Here is a 17,687-nt window from a genome sequence, read left to right on the forward strand (position 1 = left end):
AATACCCCCTCCTTTCAAATTCAGTATAATGAAAAAAACAAAGGAATTGACCATCCAATTGGTTGGCTTTCAAACCAACCAATTTATATTGAATACAGAACATGAAAGGAGTGGTTTTCGTATGTTTATCGAATGGAGACCAAACCGTACTTCCGACCAATCACTTCACCTGCAAATAGTGGATTGGATCAAACAACAAATTACACGAGGGGAATGGCCAGTTAGTACCAAGCTTCCATCACAACGTTCATTGGCCGACTCATTTGGGGTAAACCGAAGTACCATCATCACAGCCATTGATGAGTTGATTGCTGATGGATTATTGGAAACTAAGGTTGGGTCCGGCACATTCGTTTCCAATAATACATGGAATGTGCTCGTCTCAAGCAAACAGCCCGACTGGAAAAACTATGTCCGGAATGGACTCTATGAACCTAATTTAAAAACGATTCAGGACATTAATCAGTATGAAACGGACACTGCCATCATCAGATTAGGCACGGGCGAACTATCTCCAGATCTATTGCCTGCAAAACAAATCGAAAAGACGTTGCGATCCACTTCTTTTGATGCCCACTCTTTAGGCTATTCCGAACCCAAGGGTGATAAGAGACTTCGTCAATGTATAAGTGCTTATTTAGAAACAAAAGGGATCAACGCGAGTCCCAGCTCCCTCATGGTCGTTTCTGGCGGGCTTCAGGCACTCCAGTTGATATCAGTCGGTTTACTTCAAAAGGGATCGATGATTTTACATGAATCCCCTTCCTATTTAAATTCCGTTCACCCTTTTCAATCTGCGGGCATGCACTTAGTAGGTTTATCAATACAAGGCCGGGAAAGTATCCCGACACAAATAAAGCACATCAACGGAAGGAAGAAAGCGTCACTATTTTATACTGTTCCAACGTTTAACAATCCAACGAATACTACATGGTCAAAAGAAGAAAGACTTAACCTCCTATCACTATGCAAAAAGGAACAGATCCCGATTATTGAAGATGACGTATATAGTGATTTGTGGTTTGATAATGAACCACCGCCTCCATTAAAATCCCTTGATGCAGATGGCCTTGTATTGCATATTGGCAGCATGTCCAAAACATTAAGCCCAGGATTGCGTATCGGATGGATTGCTGGCCCAATAACTGTGATTGAACGTTTAGCGGACATTAAAATGCAAATGGATTATGGTTCAAGTGCACTTTCCCAGCACCTTGTGGCGGAATGGTTAGCAAATGGGCAATATTCAAAGCATTTAGAGTGGCTAAGGCATGAGTTGATAGGACGCAGAGATTTTATATTAACTCTTCTCAATCAATATTTTAAGGGACTGGCTGAATGGCAAATACCTCAAGGAGGATTTTATATATGGTTAAAATTATGTAAACCAATCGTGAATTCAAACCTTTTCAGGCAAGCGTTAAAGGAAAACATACTTCTTAATCCGGGATACATATACGAACCAAATAACCATACACATATACGGCTTTCATATTCATACGCCTCGGAGGAACAATTAGCTTATGGCATCCAAACCCTTTCAAAGATCATTCGGCGGTTGGTTTGACATCTTGAAGGATTGGAGAGGCATTAATGGAGCTGCCGTGGCAGCTCCATCCTTATTGAGTAAAGTAACTTTTCGTATTAATTATTCGGAAATCTCATACCTTACAACGTCCTGCCTAAAAATGTTAGGGATTTCATGGCGTAGCAGCTTTCATCTTTACGTTCCTCTCTTTTTGCTGGATGATGAAAAAAGAATGGTGATAGCCATGATTGATCATGATATGATCGAGGATTGCAGTAAGCGCCTCACCCTTATTCGGCTGATATGTCTCTGAACTTTCTTCAATGATGATTTTTTCTTGGTGGGGGTCATAATTAATAGATGTTTTAGCACCTTCTTCAAAAAAAGAAAGGGTTACCTCCTGACATAGAGGAAAATCCTGATAAGGTGAATCAGAGCGGAGATCCTTTTCAAAGGGAGAATGGACGTGCTGAAGTGCATCAAAGAAACTCGGTTTTGTAAGATATGACCTGTCGCTTCCTCTCCTTTCGAATTTCACTGTAATTGCAATACTAGTTACTTTATTGCTAGATTTCTTCTTATAATTCATAGATACCCTCCTTCCAATAAGACCTTTATACCTAATTCTTTTATCCTATTCGATATACCTGCCGGATAATGAAAAAACTTCCTCACTAAGAGATTTCCATATTAGCACGGTGAAAACGCAAGGAACTACACCATAATCTACTAAAGAATTCATTCATCAAATCCATACTCAGGAAAGCTTATTATGCAAAAACAGCCCTCTTGGATAAGAGGGCTCATACTGTAGACAAATTCGAACGAGTTTGCCCGCAGTTTTTTCTTTGAAAACGTCCAGTTTATTTCAGAAATCCGCTCCCTTTCCGCCGCCGACTGTCTGCCAAGCCTCCTCGACGCAAGCGTCTGTGGGGGTCTCGGCTAGCCAGGTATTCGGCAGGAGTGTCGCAAATTTCTTCAATTTAATGGTGGTTTCATTCCATATTAAAAGGTAAAAATTCATGAAGGATAACCAAGTCTTCTTTTTATAGTCATGGTTCGGGGTAGTCCATTCGGAACCCCCTTTTTGTACGAAGGAAGGCAAGTTTGCCTACAGTATTATTTTGAAAGACATTCCAGTTGATTGGAGCGGGTGTACAAGACTCATGCGGGAATGGCGTGTCCAAGGCGCAACGAGCGCCGAGAGCGGACCGCCCGCTGAAAGCGAGTGCCCTACATCCCAACCAATGTTCGAATTGTACAAACCCTCAAAAAAACTGTAGGTACAAATCAAGTATGTCTACAAACTGAAGCCCTCCTGGGTAAGAGGGCTTCCTTTCGTTATTTTTTTGCTTTATTGATGTTAAAGGATTTCTTCATTTCATTTCCTGCAAGATCGGTCACCTTAAACTCAATCTTATTGTTGCCTGTTTTAAGCGGCAGTTCCAAATCCTCTATCTTCTTCTTATAGGCACGCATTTTGTATGGTTCCTTGAATTCATGATAGAATACTTCGCTTCCGTTCAGGTAAAGGCGGATTTCATCGAAATTATCTTCCACTGTCACGTCCACTTTTGGATTTTTCCCTTTGGCTCCCACAGTTTTCGGTACACCCTTCACATTTAAACTTGGCTTTGTTGCATCGACCATAATCGTCCGTTTAAAGGAAACCGTGTTATCCCATTTATCTGTTGCTTTAACAGTGAAGCTTTGAACACCCTCTTCAAATTTCTTTTCATATGAGAATTCATATTTGTTATTCGCCTTGTTATACGTTGCAGGTACCGTTTTATTGTCGATTTTAAACTCCTTTATTTCCGACGCTTCTTCAATTTCCCCTGTTATTTTGATTTTATTTTTATTGTTCACGCTCAAGGCTTCAGGACTCTTGATCTTTACAGCTGGTGCATGATTATCGATTGGAGCTGAATCACTGGCTAATTCAGTTTCAGCCGTTTTTTCATTACCTGCATAGTCAATTGCCACAACCTGAACCTTTTCCCCTTTTACATCAGGTAAAGTGAATTGCTTCGCACTCGCCGGGAGCGGCTCTTCCATGATGGATGCTCCATCGACTTGTACATCGTAATAAGCAAGTCCTGAACCATTCAAATTATCCTTGCCTTGGATGGTTAATACATTGCCTTTTTTCGAAATTTTGACTGTCGGCTTTACCGTATCGATTTTGATAGGCATTTTAAACGTCTGCCATTTTGCACCCTCGTAATCTATCATCGCTTTGATTTCAAAATAATAGACCCCATCCTTAGCGAGTGCATTATTGATTTTACCGTCCCATTTACGGACCGGATCAAGGGTGTACGCGGTCCCTTGTCCGCCATCATAATAGTCCTTGCGCACATTATTCTCTGTGCGAAGTTTCCGGATTGATTTGTTTTCACCATTCAATATATTGTATTCTACCTTTTTCGCATTCCTTAAGAATGATAGGACAGGCACGAAGTCATCCTGTGCACCATCATTATTTGGGGAAATCGCAATATTTTTGCCATTGAATGTTTTTCCCGCAGGGTCATAGCCAAGATAAGTGAAATCCTCACCTGCTGTAGAAACTCCACCTGCCATGCCATAGAAGGACTCTTTATCATATTTAGTGCCATCCAGGATAGGGGCTTTGTCCCACTCCCCTTTAAACCCTACATACGGTACATTCAGTTCCGGATTCGTATCGGCTGGATCCTTCAATGAAATGAACCCTTCAACAAAATATCCGTTTGGAAAGACCTCGTCAATGTCTACAAGAGTCTGAAGGTCATCACCGAGTACTTTTGCATCGGATATGTCAACTTTCACTTCGAATGTAACCGATTTTTTTGCGGGAACGGTAATCTTATTTGTGCTTTTATTATTGATTTTAATCGAAGCGTTCTTAATTTCCTGTGCTTCCAGTTCGTTAGCGGTATAACCGAGTTGTCCCTGGATTGCATAGTCTGTTTGGATATTACCTTTTACATCATACTTGACCGCTTTGTTGCTGAAGTTTTCAACCTTTAAAGTAAAGGCGAACTTATTGCCAATCTCCTTCATTGCAACCTTCGCTTCTTTCGTGAATGCCTCGGTCACGACAGCAGGTGTGGACAATGCGGATTGCAGCTGCATGACCCCGGCTCCCTGCCTGCGAGGCGAGTAAGGGTTTTCCCAGTCAAGGGCTTTATTGACGACACCTTGATCCGCTAGTGGTTTTGAAGTATTCATCATCAGGTTCTTCGCTAAATTTGCCCGGGCAGAACCATTTAATTTAAATTCTTTATCCACTCTTTCAAGAACAAGTGCCGAGCCGCCGGAAACATGTGGTGCCGCCATCGAAGTACCACTCATCATTCCATATTCATCGTTGTTCAGCGTCGAATAAATTTGTCCTCCCGGAGCAGTGATTTCCGGTTTAAAATCCAGGTTTGGTGCGACTCCCCATGAACTGAATGAGCTCATTTTCCCTGCTTCTGGATTTACAGCTTTTGTTTTATCACCATTAAAGGTAATCTTCACCTTTTCTCCATCCGTTAAGGCCGCTTTCAGCTTTGCACCATCCGATTTCAACATGAACAGCTGGGGAATGGTGATGCTTGGATCTGTGGCCATGGAAATATATCCGTCAGCATTATTGTAAATAATGACTCCTGTCGCACCTGCTGCCTGGGCATTTTGCGCCTTTTCTATAAAAGAAAGCGTGCCGCGTTCGATGAGGGCGAACTTGCCTTTAACATCCACTTTGGAAAGCTCCTCTGGCGTCCCAAGACCTGCAGCCACCAAGTCATGTGTTTTTTCCTTTAAAGTATTGGGATGTACGCTTGAAGCCGACATGAACGGGGCTTTCCCTACTTGTCCATTTATATCATAAGTCGCTGCATCCAAATCCATATAGTTATTCTCTACCGACGCCACTTGTACAGAATCGTATGCAAGTCCAGGTGAACCTGAAACGCCAATATCCGGGTTCGACGCTGATGGGTTTGCAAATCCATTTCCAAAATGTGCTGAGTTTCCTGCTGAAATCGACATGAGGATCCCATTATCAACAGCCCTGGATACCGCCTGCTGCTCCGGATCTTCTGCAGATACAAAACCTGCAGTGGAGCCAAGGCTCATATTCAACACATCCGCCCCAAGGATGATGGCATCGTCAATTGCCTTGATATATATATCGCCCCATGTTGTCTGCATGTCGGGATCATTCCCGAAGACCTTTAAAGCAAGCAGCTGGGCTTCAGGAGCAACCCCTTTAATGCCGCCATTCTCTTCATCTCCATTGGCACCGGCTGTACCTGCTACATGCATTCCATGCATTGACGCCCCTTCACCAAGATCAAGGATTTCTTCATTTTCATCCATGTAATTGTATCCATAAGGAACCTTCGCCGTATAATAATTGCCTAATAGATGGTTAGATTCCTTCATTCCGCTAATTTCATTTTCAGTCAGTTCTGCCTTATTATCATTATTCAGGACCATATCACGGTGAGATGGGTCGATTCCAGTATCGATAATCCCGACGACCATCCCTTCCCCTTTATATCCATATTCCCGCCAAGCTTCCTGGGCTTGGACTAGTTCTTTACTATAAAGCATTTCGGGTTTTTCTACAGGACGTTCATATTCATTCGCAATATGTACTTCAGCAACTTCCGGCATGGCTTCCACCTTTTTGATTTCACCATACTGAAGTTCACCGCTGAACCCATTGACGACTGTCGTAAAACTTTCAAGCTCCTTGAAAGCTATTTTTTTCTCTTTCACCTTTTTTTTCAATTTCTTCTGATTAGCTAGCTTTTCGGACTTTAATTGTTGTTTCTTATTTTTCGATAACTGTTTAAAAAGTTTCCCTTCCTTCGAAGCTGTTTCTATTGCCGGGGCTTCCTTCATCTCTACGATGACCCTGACCTTCTCATTGCTTTTGTATTTCTTATCCAAATCATTTTTCTTCAGCTTTATAATACTTTCCTGATTCTTCTTACCTGCACCGCCCGAACCTGCCGGGGGGTCTGGGAGCTTGGCTGCGGAAACGCTTGCAGTAAATACTAATAGAAAGATTGCTAGAATGGACAAGCTACGTTTAATCAATGAACTTTCCTCCTCTAAAATAAGCAATTTTTGGAATATTCTTACTGAGTATAAAAGTATCACAACTTTTGGGGTGATTTTAAGAGATAATAGTCACTATTTTCCTATTCCGAACTAGGATTTTGTTATTATTTTTCATATTTTGATAGATTTACAGATAAACGACAAAAAGATGGTGATGTTAATCTAACATCACCCTTTAACTTCTAGTTTTTCATTCTTGGATCCAAAGCATCGCGCAGCCCATCCCCCATTAGGTTAAAGCCGAGTACCGTAAGCATGATTGCAAGCCCAGGGAAAAGAACCGTCCATGGTGCTTGAATGATGAACGCCCTGGAATCGGCGAGCATTTTCCCCCACTCTGGTGCTGGCGGCTGTGCACCAAGACCGAGAAAGCCGAGTGCTGCACACTCAATTATGGCAGTTGCAATCGCTAACGTACCTTGAACGATAATCGGTGCAAGGCTATTCGGAAGGACGTGGTGAAGGAGAATGCGGCCATCCCCCATTCCAATTGCCTTTGCAGCCGTTACATATTCCTCTTCTTTCACCGTTAAGACCCGTGAACGTAAAAGCCGGCCGAATATCGGGACATTGACGATGGCTATGGCGATAAGTGCGTTGCGAAGGGAGGGCCCCAAAACGGCAACGACAGCAATGGCAAGCAAGATACTTGGAAAGGCCAGAATAATATCAAAGATCCTCGATATGATCGTATCTATCCACCTGCCGTAATAACCGGCAATGATTCCTAAAAAAGACCCGACCACAACAGATCCGGCAACAGATAAAAAGCCGACCCCTATTGATATGCGCGAGCCATAAATGACCCTGCTCAAAATATCCCGGCCAAATTCATCCGTTCCGAACCAATGCTCCGCAGACGGGGCCAAATGTTTATCACTTAGCTTTTGCCCCTCAAATGAATAAGGTGCTATAACGGGTGCGAAGATGGCGATTAGGATGAAAAATGAAACAATCCCCAGACCCACAAGGGCTACCTTATTTTTCTTAAAACTTTTCCAGCCTTCCTTCCAGGGAGAGATGACTTTTTCCTCTGCCTCTTTTGGAGGAAGGATTGGCGAAGTATTCGTTGCTATTTCAGGCATGAGTTTCCCTCCCTATTTATACTTAATCCTAGGATCGATCGCTGCATACAACAAGTCCACAACTAGATTGATCATGACAAACAAAAAGGCGATGACGAGAATTCCGGACTGTATCACCGGATAATCCCGAGATAGGATTGCATCATAAATATATGTACCGATACCTGGCCACCCAAAAATGTTTTCCGTCAATATGGCGCCGCCTAAAAGTAATCCTGTTTGCAGTCCGATAACCGTCACCACTGGAATCAGGGCATTCTTAAAGGAATGCTTGTAAACAACCCAAAACATTCTCATTCCTTTAGCACGAGCCGTACGAATGAAATCCGATCTCATAACTTCCAGCATGGAAGAACGTGTCATCCTTGCAATAATGGCCATCGGAATGGTCGCCAGCGCAATTCCCGGCAAGATGAGATGTTTTATCACTTCGAAAAACTGATCCACCCTGCCCGCCATGAGTGTATCTATCAAATACAGTCCGGTTATGGCATCAACGGGATCCCTGATATTGTCCCGCCCTGTCGTCGGAAGTAAATCCCATTGAATTGAAATGATATATTGTTCCATTAATCCCAGCCAGAAAATAGGCATGGACAAACCAATCAACGCAATCACCATGGCGACATAATCAAACCATGAGTTTTGGAACCAAGCTGATATAATCCCTGCATTAACGCCTATGACCACGGCGATGATCATGGCGATCAAGGCCAGTTCTATCGTAGCCATGAGGTATGGCCCAATTTCTTCGGAAACCGGACTATTCGTTTTTAAGGAAACACCCAGGTCTCCCTTTAACAGGCCTGATAAGTAATCCCAAAATTGAATGAACCAAGGTTTATCCAGACCAAGTTCCTTTGTCATTGCAGCGACTGCCTCTTCCGTTGCTTGCTGCCCTAAAATTACCTGTGCTGGATTTCCTGGAATAGCCCGGATCATCATGAATACAATAAACGCCATTCCTAGTAACACTGGAATGAGAGATCCTAAACGTCGTACGGTATAGGAAAACAAAACAATCACCCGCCTTTTAAATAAGGGGCCTTAAAAGCGCCCTCGATCATTTTGAAATGCATTCCATAACAAAACCGGGAAGCATGCAAGACTCCATACTACCCGGTTCGTACGGTTAATTTTCTAGAGAAACATTAACAAGGGATTGTGAACCAGTTGGGTGTGGAACAAACCCTTTGACCGTCTTAGATCCGGCTAACTGCGGTAAAGAATGTACAAGCGGAACCCATGGAGCTTCATCATGAATGATTTCCTGGGCTTTTCCATACAACTCATTACGCTTGGCTTCATCTGCCGTGGACTGAGCTTCGATCAGCAGTTTATGGACTTCTTCGTTAGCGTAACGGGCATAGTTGTTGGAGCCGATATTATCTTTATCCAATAATGTATAAAGGAAGTTATCCGCATCCCCATTATCGCCTGTCCAGCCCATCATGAAGGATTGGGCTTCACCGGCCTGCACTTTCTCTAAATATGCAGCCCATTCGTATGAAACGATATTCGCTTCGATGCCGACTTGTTTTAGGCTTGCTTGAATGGCTTCAGCCACTTTTTGACCATCTGGCATATATGGGCGCGGTACCGGCATTGCCCATAGGTCCATTTTAAATCCGTCTTCAAGTCCAGCTTTTTTCAGCAGTTCCTTCGCTTTTTCTACATCGTAATCATAGTCTTCGACTTTGTCATTGTAGCCAGAAACGGATGGCGGCATAGGATTCTTGGCAGGCTCTGCTGTGCCTTCATAAAAATTATCAATGATTTCCTTTTTATTGATCAAATGCGAGATGGCTTGACGCACTTCTTTCTTGTCGAATGGTGCCTTCTCAACATTGAAAGCAAAGTACCCGACATTCATGGATGCACGTTCGAATATTTGCAGGTTTTCATCTCCTGTAACTTTACTGATATCACTTGGGTTCAACCCGTCCATCAGGTCGATTTCACCTTTGATTGCAGCATTTAAACGCGCAGAGTTATCTTTAATGACCTTAAACGTGATACCATCAAGTTTTGGCAGTCCATCTTGCCAATAGTCATCGTTTTTCACCACTTCAATCGTATCGCCAGGTTTCCATGATTTGAATTTGAAAGGACCTGTACCAGATGGATTTTTAGTGAAATCGTCACCCTCTTTTTCAATTCCAGCCGGACTGGCTATTGCAAATGTAGGCATGGCAAGGTTTTTCAGGAACGGCGCCTGCGGACGGTTCAAAGTGAATTCCACCGTGCTGGCATCGATCGCTTTTACTTCTTTGATAACATGGCCTTCATCACCTTCAAATCCTCCGAACATGGAGGCATAGTACGCAAATTTACCCTCATCCTTACTTTGTGCCCAACGTTGAAAGTTTTTTACGACAGCATCTGCATTGAAATCCGTACCATCATGGAACTTGATTCCGGTTTTCAATTTGAATGTGTATGTTTTTGCGTCATCGGACACTTCCCATGATTCTGCAAGACCCGGATTGATTTCCGTATCATCTTCCCCATATTTCACAAGCGTTTCAAAGATCTGCTGTGTGACGATGAATGATTCACCATCGGTTACGATGGCTGGGTCAAGACCGACAGCGTCTCCGCCTTTACCGTATATCAATACGCCGCCCTTCGCTTCACTCGATCCCCCTTTACCATCATCTTTCTCTTTTGATGTAGACGAGGAGCATCCCGCAAGCGCTAGTGAAAGAGCAAGGATACCAGTCAGCAATAATGCCCATGTTTTCTTCATATTCTTCCCCCTTATTATTTGCGAATTTATGTATACGTCGTGTCAATTGTATAAATGACAAGCAACGTAGTGACCAGGTTTATGTTCATTCAGAATTGGCTTGTCCGTTTTGCATTCTTCCATCGCCTTCGGACATCTCGTATGGAATGGACAGCCGCCGGGCGGGTTTGATGGGCTTGGAACATCTCCCTGCAGGATTACCCTATCCCCCTTGTATTCCACATCCGGGATCGGCACCGCTGATAATAAAGCCTGCGTATATGGGTGAAGCGGATCTTCATAAAGTCCTTCACTTTCCGTCAATTCAACTATATGTCCAAGATACATGACGCCGACACGGTCGGAGATATGCCTTACCACCCCAAGATCATGGGCAATGAACAAGTAGGTCAAATCAAAATCTTCCTGCAAATCCTGCAACAGATTCAAGACCTGGGCCTGAATCGACACATCCAGTGCAGATACCGGCTCATCTGCAATGATCAGTTTAGGGTTGACTGCAAGTGCCCTCGCGATGCCAATACGCTGCCGCTGGCCCCCGCTGAATTGATGAGGATACCTTTTAGCATGGTAACTGCTTAAGCCAACAACCCTAAGAAGTTCCTGTACACGGGATTTTCGTGCCTTTTTATCTTTAACCCCATGAACGATGAGCGGTTCTTCCAATATTTTTTCAATTGTATGCCTGGGATTGAGAGAAGCGAATGGGTCCTGAAAGACCATCTGCATTTCACGGCGCATCTTTCTCATTTCACCGGCAGATAAAGCCGTCAGGTCCTTTCCTTCAAAATAAACATTACCCTCACTTGGCTCAAGCAATCGAAGCAATAATCTTCCCGTCGTCGACTTTCCGCAACCGCTTTCACCGACAAGGCCTAAAGTTTCCCCTTTATATATGGAAAAAGACAAACCATCAACTGCCTTGACCTCTCCAATGGTCTTTCCCAGAACCCCTCCTTTAATCGGAAAATGCTTCTTTAGGTTTTCTACCTTAACCAATGTTTGACTCATGCAAGGCAGCTCCTTTCCCATCTTCATACAGCCAGCAGCGAACATGCTGACCCTCATCGAATTTCAATAGAGACGGGGTCTCATTTATACATTGCTCCATGGCATGTGAGCATCGAGGGGCAAACTGGCACCCGAGGTTACTTGTCCCAGGTTTTGGCACATTACCAGGTATTGAGTAAAGGCGCTCTTTCTTTATTCGCATATCCGGAATCGATTGTAGTAAACCGACCGTATAAGGGTGCTTAGGATTTTGGAAAATCGTTTGCACATTTCCTTCCTCTATTACCTTGCCGGCATACATGACAATGACACGTTCACACATTTGCGCAACTACCCCAAGATCATGGGTAATCATCATGATTGCCGTGTCTGTTTCTTTATTTAAATTCTTCATTAATTCTAGAATTTGTGCCTGGATCGTCACATCCAAAGCCGTTGTCGGTTCATCGGCTATTAGGAGTTTCGGCTCACAGATCATGGCCATTGCTATCATGACCCTTTGTCTCATTCCGCCTGAAAGCTGATGAGGATATTCATCGAGCAATTCCTCGGCACGGCCAAGCCCAACCAGCTTCAACATTTCCACCGCTCTTTGGCGGGCCTGTTTTTTGTTCCATTTTTTATGTATCCGAAGCGTCTCAACCAACTGCTCGCCAATAGTGAACACGGGATTCAAGCTTGTCATCGGTTCCTGAAATATCATCGCTATATCATTCCCGCGAATTTTTCTCATTTTCGCTTCAGAGGCATTTGCGATGTTCTCTCCTTTAAAAAGGATTTCTCCCTCCACCTTACCAGCCGGTGAAGAAACGAGACCCATGATGGACAGAGAAGTAACGCTTTTTCCGCACCCCGATTCTCCCACTATCCCTAAAACCTCACCAGGATTGACATGAAAATCGATTGAATTCACGACAGGGATCACCCCATCGTCCGTACGAAAACTGGTTTGCAGCCCATTCACCTTAATAATTGGTTCGTCCATCAAATCACTTCCTATATATAACTTTTTTTCCAATTATATTATTGGGTTTATTATTGCATCAAAATTAAAATATTACAATATATTTTCTAAAAATTCTAATTTAACAGAATTATTTTTTTATATTTTCCTATTTACGCACTTTTTGGCACAAAAAAAATGACTGCAAATTTACAGTCATTACAAGAGGGGAAACAGATAAATCGATTTTATTGAGGGTAAATCGGGGTTTCCAGCCGAGGAAGAGGCTATATTAGCTTAGGGGGAATGAATTGATGAAAATGAATTTTATAAATAGTGTTGAAATTCTGTACAGTTATTTTTCATTATGGTCATATAAATACTTTTTTTGTTCCCTATATTTTAAGCATAAAATTGATCGTTCCTATTATTGAAGGAATATATATCTCACTAATGTTTTTTCCACTACGGCATAACAATCTTGCTTCTGTCCTGTCGTCATGCCCAAAACTATAAACCAATATGTTCAAATTCCTTGGGCTTAACATCATTTTGTTTAGACCCAATGAATTGAACCCTCTCGGCGACCACTTCAGTTACATATACATATTTACCCTCCTGATTTTCATATCTCCTTGTTTGTATTCTGCCAGTTATGCCGATTATGGCACCTTTTTTACAATATTGAGCAGTATTTTCAGCAGACTTTTTCCATATGATACACTGTACAAAGTCTGCCTCATAGTTACCGACAGTATTACGAAAGTTCCGGTTGACTGCTAAAGTGATATTGGAAACAGCCTTGCCATCAGGTGTGTGTCTTAATTCGGGATCCTTCGTAAGCCTGCCGACGAGGGTAACTTGGTTAATCATTTTTTCACTCCTTCCTCTTTAATATGCTTTTATCATACTCTTTCTTCCATCGATTAAAAAATGAAGGAAATAGCCTTAATACACCATTTTTCTTCATAAAAAACCGTTTGAAATGATGCAAAACCATTTTTTATTGATTAAAATTAGGTGAAAAACGAATAGTTAACAAAATTAAATATTTTGCAAATTTTTATTCTATCCTTCATAATTTAGACAAATGTTGGGTATTCATTTCATTAAGGAACTTTTTTTTAGTATGATATAATTACCTTTAAAAGGATTTATCGATATGTACTATTTCAAAATTTACGTTTAAGAGAGGTAATTACAGCTCTTTCTTGCAAGAAACGGAGGAATTAGATGAAATCATTTAAATTGATCTCGTTGCAAATTGTAACTGAAAATTTTAACTTGATTGATATTGTATTAACAGATGGATTGATTATAAATAAAGAAAACGACGCTAGATCGTGGTTACTGGAAGCCTTTGTAGATGAAAATCATTTCAAAGAGCTTGAACCTTCACTTCCCGATATAAACGGAGAGGTGTATATCCAGGCCGTCATTACCAACAAGGATAATGAACCGGCTTTGTTTCACACTGTACTACGCACAATAAGAAAAGTCGGCAGCCATTATAGCCTTCTATTCGTTGGTCACATCCAAAAAACACGGAGCAAATATGCAGAACTTCTTCTTGAAGATTTGGTTCAAAAAGGTCTCGTCGGCGATGAATTAATAAATGAGTTCAAGCAAAAAATCCGCTCAAAGCCTAAATTAGCAACCAATAAATAAAAACCTTCCTTTAATTCCCATCCCCTAAACGAATGCATATAAAAAGACTGACTTAGCTGAAGAAGGATATTAATCCTCTTCTTACCTAAGCCAGTCTTTGCCATTCCGTGCTAATTACTTATTGTTGTCGCCTTTTTTCTCAGCGTCTTCAATCAAGTCATCGGCATCATTATCGACGTTATTATCGTTGTTATTATCGTCGTTTTCAAGGATGTCATCATCGTTATTGTTGTCGTTATCAAGCATGCCATCATCGTTATCGTTGTTGTTATCATCTTCAATGATGTTGTTATCTTCTTCTGGAGCGGGATTGTTGTTGTCATCATTATCCGTTCCACATCCAGCAAGGAACATAATAGATAATAAAGATCCCCCAATTAGTGCAAAAATTTTCTTCATCATTTTTGGCAACCTCCCTTCTTTCTTTATCATTAGTTATTTTGCCCGAATGTGAAAATAACTTGCGTCCTATTTTAAATTTAAAAAGAAAATCCTCTAATTTGAATTTAATCATTAAAAAATGCCGGACATAAAAATGTCCGGCATTCAAAGGGAGATAGATAGTTCTTAAAACCGCGCTTGCTTTAAAAAAGCATGCGGCGCTATTTATATACACCGCTTCACGATTCCTTAAACCATTTTTGAAATTTGAAATATATAGTTAAAATACCCCATTTCCCTTTCGCGTAAAATGAATCCTATTTGTCACCAAAAGCAAACATGATATCGGCTTCACATGCTGTTTCTCCATCTACCGTTGCCACTGCTTTCCCTTTACCCATTGAACCTCTCATACGCACTATTTCCACTTCCAGACGCAGCTGATCACCTGGTTTTACTTGCTTTTTAAAGCGGCAATTATCTATCCCAGCGAAAAATGCAAGCCGCCCTTTGTATTCTTCCTGTTTTAAAACGGCTACAGCGCCAACTTGCGCTAATGCCTCTACAATCAAAACTCCAGGCATAACTGGATAATCGGGGAAATGGCCATTAAAGAATTCTTCATTTGCTGTGACATTCTTCAATCCTACCGCTCTTTTCCCTTCATCTATTTCAATGATACGGTCGACTAATAAGAATGGGTAACGATGCGGAATAATTTCCTTTATTTGTGTGATGTCAAGCATACTTGTTCCTCCTATGACTTAAATATTTCAAACATAACGTAAACTCGCCCCTGTCATGAAGACAGAGGCGTAGTTGCCATGTAATATAAATCCGATAACGACAGCAACTACTTCAAAAAAAACATGGAACTACGCGCCCTTGTTCACTATATCAATAATATGGGTCCATGTGGATTTTTGGAAAACATCCATTGCATGTCCTCCACCAATCACACTGTATCCTAATAGTGCCCCGGATAATACAGCAATGAAAATCAATCCGATAACAATGAGTAAACGAAGCCAAATCGGTAAAAGACGGACCTTGACTCTTCGATTCGGTTTCGCCTCAACTTCCTTTATCTCTTCTTCAATTTGTTGTCTCATTACACGATTTTGTTCCATATAGAATGTGAAAGCTCCTTTTAAGAAAACTCGCCGACTGATTTTCACTATCAGAAATTCAGCAGCTATGCAAAATGATCGGCACGATGATTTCCTTTGTTATGAATTCATTATAACCGATTTGCTCTAATTCCGCAGGGAGACATTTTATTTACCAGATACCTTAACGTATTCCATTGACTAATCCGCTCATTTGATCAGCCATCGTTACCGCTCGGGATTGAAATTGGTAAGACCGCTGAACATTGATTAGATCCGTCATTTCTTTGGAAAGATCGACATTCGAGGACTCCAGAGTGCCTTGTTGAACTGCTGCCTGGTTACGGGAATCCCCTGTTAGCGCAGTCATGATATCGTCTTCAGTAACACCCAAGGCATTGAAGTTTTCGGGCATACCAAGTAAATTTCCGCCTAAGCGGTCAAGAAATTGGGGGTTTTTTACCGAGACGATCCCGAGACCAAAACTACGTTTTCCATATTCTTCTGTATCCACTATCAATAAACCAGTTTCCGAAATCTTAATGTCTTTAATATTTCCCTCAATGAGGATCGGTTCACCATTTTCATCAAGGACTTTATGTCCTGCAGAGGTAACGAGCAACATTTGGTCGTTACCATTAGGAGATAAATAAAAGGCACCATCCCTTGTTAGCCTTGTATTGACCCCATTTTCACCCTGAACGCTTACTGTGAAGAATTGGTCCTCACGGGTGAATGCAGCATCAAGGTTGCGATCCGTCGTCTTTAAGGGTCCCTGTGAAAGCACCAATTGAGATTGGCTTATCTTGGCACCTGTTCCCTGCCGGATGCCCGGTGTGGTCAACCTTCCTTTTTCCTTGGTCTCACTCGGTTGATTATTGAAACTCTGTGTCAATAAGTCATTGAAGCTCGTTTGGGTCTTTTTGTAGGCAGTCGTGTCCACATTCGCGATATTATTACTTATATGATCGATTTTACTTTGAAGTTGGCTCAGCGTATTCGTCGCCGTCATCATCGTCCGATTCATGGTTTTTCCCCTTACATGTTCAAATTTCCAAAATCATTTTTTCTACTGTTCAATTAAAGCCTGCCAACCTCATTGACTGCTTTATCCAAACTTTTATCATAGGCTTGAAGAACCTTCTGATTCGCTTCAAAAGAGCGGTATGCCGACATCATTTCTGTCATCGTTCTCGATTGGTCAACATTGGAGCCTTCAAGAAAGCCTTGCTTAGTAGAAAAACCGACATCTGCAGCCACGTATGCGCTAGGTAAATCCCCATCATTCACAGCCTTATATAGGCCTTCCCCATCCTTCATGAGCTCTAATGACGGAGCATTCGAATAACCGATGCCCATACGTGCGGTTTGAACATTTCCTTCTAAAATAACACCGTTTTCCGCTACTGTGAACTGATCGCTATCAAGCTTGATCTTTTCATTATTTTCGTTCAATACATAATGACCCGAAGGCGTGGTCAGATAACCTTGCCCATCCAGGGTGAAACTGCCGTTACGCGTATAACGGATAGCACCATCCCCATCCTGGACAGTAAAAAACACCGATCCTTGCCGACCCGTTTCTACATTGATCGGCAGATTGTCATCAACTAAGGAAATATCCGTATTAAGCTGAGTTTCCTCCAATGTACCCTGGGTAAATAAAGGATTCGCCTCCTGTACGTAAACACCCGTACTGAGCCCTCCAACCTGGGATAAGTTAGTCATGTTCAATTTGTTCTCCGTAGGAACCGTTTTACCACCTATGTTGCTTATGAGCATTTCCGGAAAAGACCTTACGCTCATTTGATCCGCTTTATACCCTGTTGTATTCGCATTGGACATATTGTTTGTGAGCAATTCTGTGCGCCTTTGCTGTGTAAGCATCCCGGAAGCAGCCGTATAAAAACCTCTTAACATCTTCTTCACTCCTCAATCTACATAACTTATTCCGTTCGATTTCTCATATCTATCTTATCGGACATGAACATCAGTATGTTAAGGAAAGGGAAAAGCATTAGGCAGAAGAATTTGTCTATATCGTAGGCAAGGTCAAATTTAAAGGAATGGTGTTAAATTTTCGACTAAAAGAAGAGGGCCTATTGCTCAT

General features: G+C 41.9%; 16 protein-coding genes. 2 read left to right on the plus strand and 14 right to left on the minus strand.

Going from position 1 to position 17,687, the window contains the following annotated elements; genetic code table 11:
* The first annotated feature begins 121 nt into the window (after positions 1–121).
* The gene (locus ACYP5M_RS14620; protein WP_434168131.1) at positions 122–1,567 is read left to right on the plus strand and encodes an aminotransferase-like domain-containing protein; all 1,446 of its coding nucleotides are present in this window, start codon (positions 122–124) and stop codon (positions 1,565–1,567) included.
* 133 nt (positions 1,568–1,700) lie between these two features.
* On the opposite strand, the gene ACYP5M_RS14625 is transcribed toward ACYP5M_RS14620, so the two are convergent.
* The 9 genes from ACYP5M_RS14625 to ssb form a co-directional block, all read right to left on the minus strand.
* Positions 1,701–2,117, minus strand: a complete 417-nt coding sequence (locus ACYP5M_RS14625; protein ID WP_402943391.1) for a hypothetical protein — start codon at positions 2,115–2,117, stop codon at positions 1,701–1,703.
* Positions 2,118–2,396: 279 nt separating this feature from the next.
* Positions 2,397–2,552: a hypothetical protein gene (locus tag ACYP5M_RS14630; RefSeq protein WP_434168132.1), complete on the minus strand. Its 156-nt coding sequence runs from the start codon at positions 2,550–2,552 to the stop codon at positions 2,397–2,399.
* 317 nt (positions 2,553–2,869) lie between these two features.
* Positions 2,870–6,607, minus strand: a complete 3,738-nt coding sequence (locus tag ACYP5M_RS14635; RefSeq protein WP_459735193.1) for a S8 family serine peptidase — start codon at positions 6,605–6,607, stop codon at positions 2,870–2,872.
* A gap of 206 nt (positions 6,608–6,813) precedes the next feature.
* A complete protein-coding gene (locus ACYP5M_RS14640; RefSeq protein WP_101223804.1) occupies positions 6,814–7,716 on the minus strand; it encodes an ABC transporter permease in 903 nt (300 codons plus the stop codon).
* A gap of 12 nt (positions 7,717–7,728) precedes the next feature.
* Positions 7,729–8,733, minus strand: a complete 1,005-nt coding sequence (locus ACYP5M_RS14645) for an ABC transporter permease (RefSeq protein WP_434168134.1) — start codon at positions 8,731–8,733, stop codon at positions 7,729–7,731.
* Positions 8,734–8,848: 115 nt separating this feature from the next.
* Entirely contained in the window at positions 8,849–10,465 is a 1,617-nt protein-coding gene (locus tag ACYP5M_RS14650) for an ABC transporter substrate-binding protein (RefSeq protein ID WP_101223806.1), read from the minus strand.
* A gap of 42 nt (positions 10,466–10,507) precedes the next feature.
* Positions 10,508–11,476 (minus strand): ABC transporter ATP-binding protein, encoded by a 969-nt coding sequence (locus ACYP5M_RS14655; RefSeq protein WP_402943378.1) that lies wholly within the window; start codon positions 11,474–11,476, stop codon positions 10,508–10,510.
* Complete coding sequence (locus ACYP5M_RS14660; protein ID WP_157831068.1) at positions 11,457–12,461, minus strand: ABC transporter ATP-binding protein; 1,005 nt, start codon at positions 12,459–12,461, stop codon at positions 11,457–11,459. The genes ACYP5M_RS14655 and ACYP5M_RS14660 overlap by 20 nt, the downstream gene beginning before the upstream one ends.
* A gap of 468 nt (positions 12,462–12,929) precedes the next feature.
* On the minus strand, positions 12,930–13,292 hold the full coding sequence (gene ssb, locus ACYP5M_RS14665; protein ID WP_101223809.1) for a single-stranded DNA-binding protein: 363 nt from the start codon (positions 13,290–13,292) through the stop codon (positions 12,930–12,932).
* A gap of 360 nt (positions 13,293–13,652) precedes the next feature.
* Between ssb and ACYP5M_RS14670 the strand changes: the two genes are divergently transcribed.
* On the plus strand, positions 13,653–14,087 hold the full coding sequence (locus ACYP5M_RS14670) for a YwpF family protein (protein WP_101223810.1): 435 nt from the start codon (positions 13,653–13,655) through the stop codon (positions 14,085–14,087).
* 114 nt (positions 14,088–14,201) lie between these two features.
* Here the strand turns inward: ACYP5M_RS14670 and ACYP5M_RS14675 are convergent, their stop codons facing one another.
* From ACYP5M_RS14675 to ACYP5M_RS14695, 5 genes are all read right to left on the minus strand, one after another.
* Positions 14,202–14,489 (minus strand): hypothetical protein, encoded by a 288-nt coding sequence (locus tag ACYP5M_RS14675; RefSeq protein ID WP_434168136.1) that lies wholly within the window; start codon positions 14,487–14,489, stop codon positions 14,202–14,204.
* Positions 14,490–14,785: 296 nt separating this feature from the next.
* Positions 14,786–15,214 carry a 3-hydroxyacyl-ACP dehydratase FabZ gene (fabZ, locus tag ACYP5M_RS14680; RefSeq protein ID WP_230176123.1) on the minus strand — a complete coding sequence of 143 codons (429 nt, stop codon included), beginning with the start codon at positions 15,212–15,214 and terminating at the stop codon, positions 14,786–14,788.
* A gap of 129 nt (positions 15,215–15,343) precedes the next feature.
* Positions 15,344–15,598: a DNA-directed RNA polymerase subunit beta gene (locus ACYP5M_RS14685; protein WP_101223813.1), complete on the minus strand. Its 255-nt coding sequence runs from the start codon at positions 15,596–15,598 to the stop codon at positions 15,344–15,346.
* A 163-nt stretch (positions 15,599–15,761) separates the two neighbouring features.
* Positions 15,762–16,604, minus strand: a complete 843-nt coding sequence (locus tag ACYP5M_RS14690) for a flagellar hook-basal body protein (protein WP_434168137.1) — start codon at positions 16,602–16,604, stop codon at positions 15,762–15,764.
* A gap of 53 nt (positions 16,605–16,657) precedes the next feature.
* A complete protein-coding gene (locus tag ACYP5M_RS14695; protein WP_434168138.1) occupies positions 16,658–17,497 on the minus strand; it encodes a flagellar hook-basal body protein in 840 nt (279 codons plus the stop codon).
* Positions 17,498–17,687: the final 190 nt, after the last annotated feature.

The sequence above is a fragment of the Peribacillus sp. N1 genome (assembly GCF_054600815.1).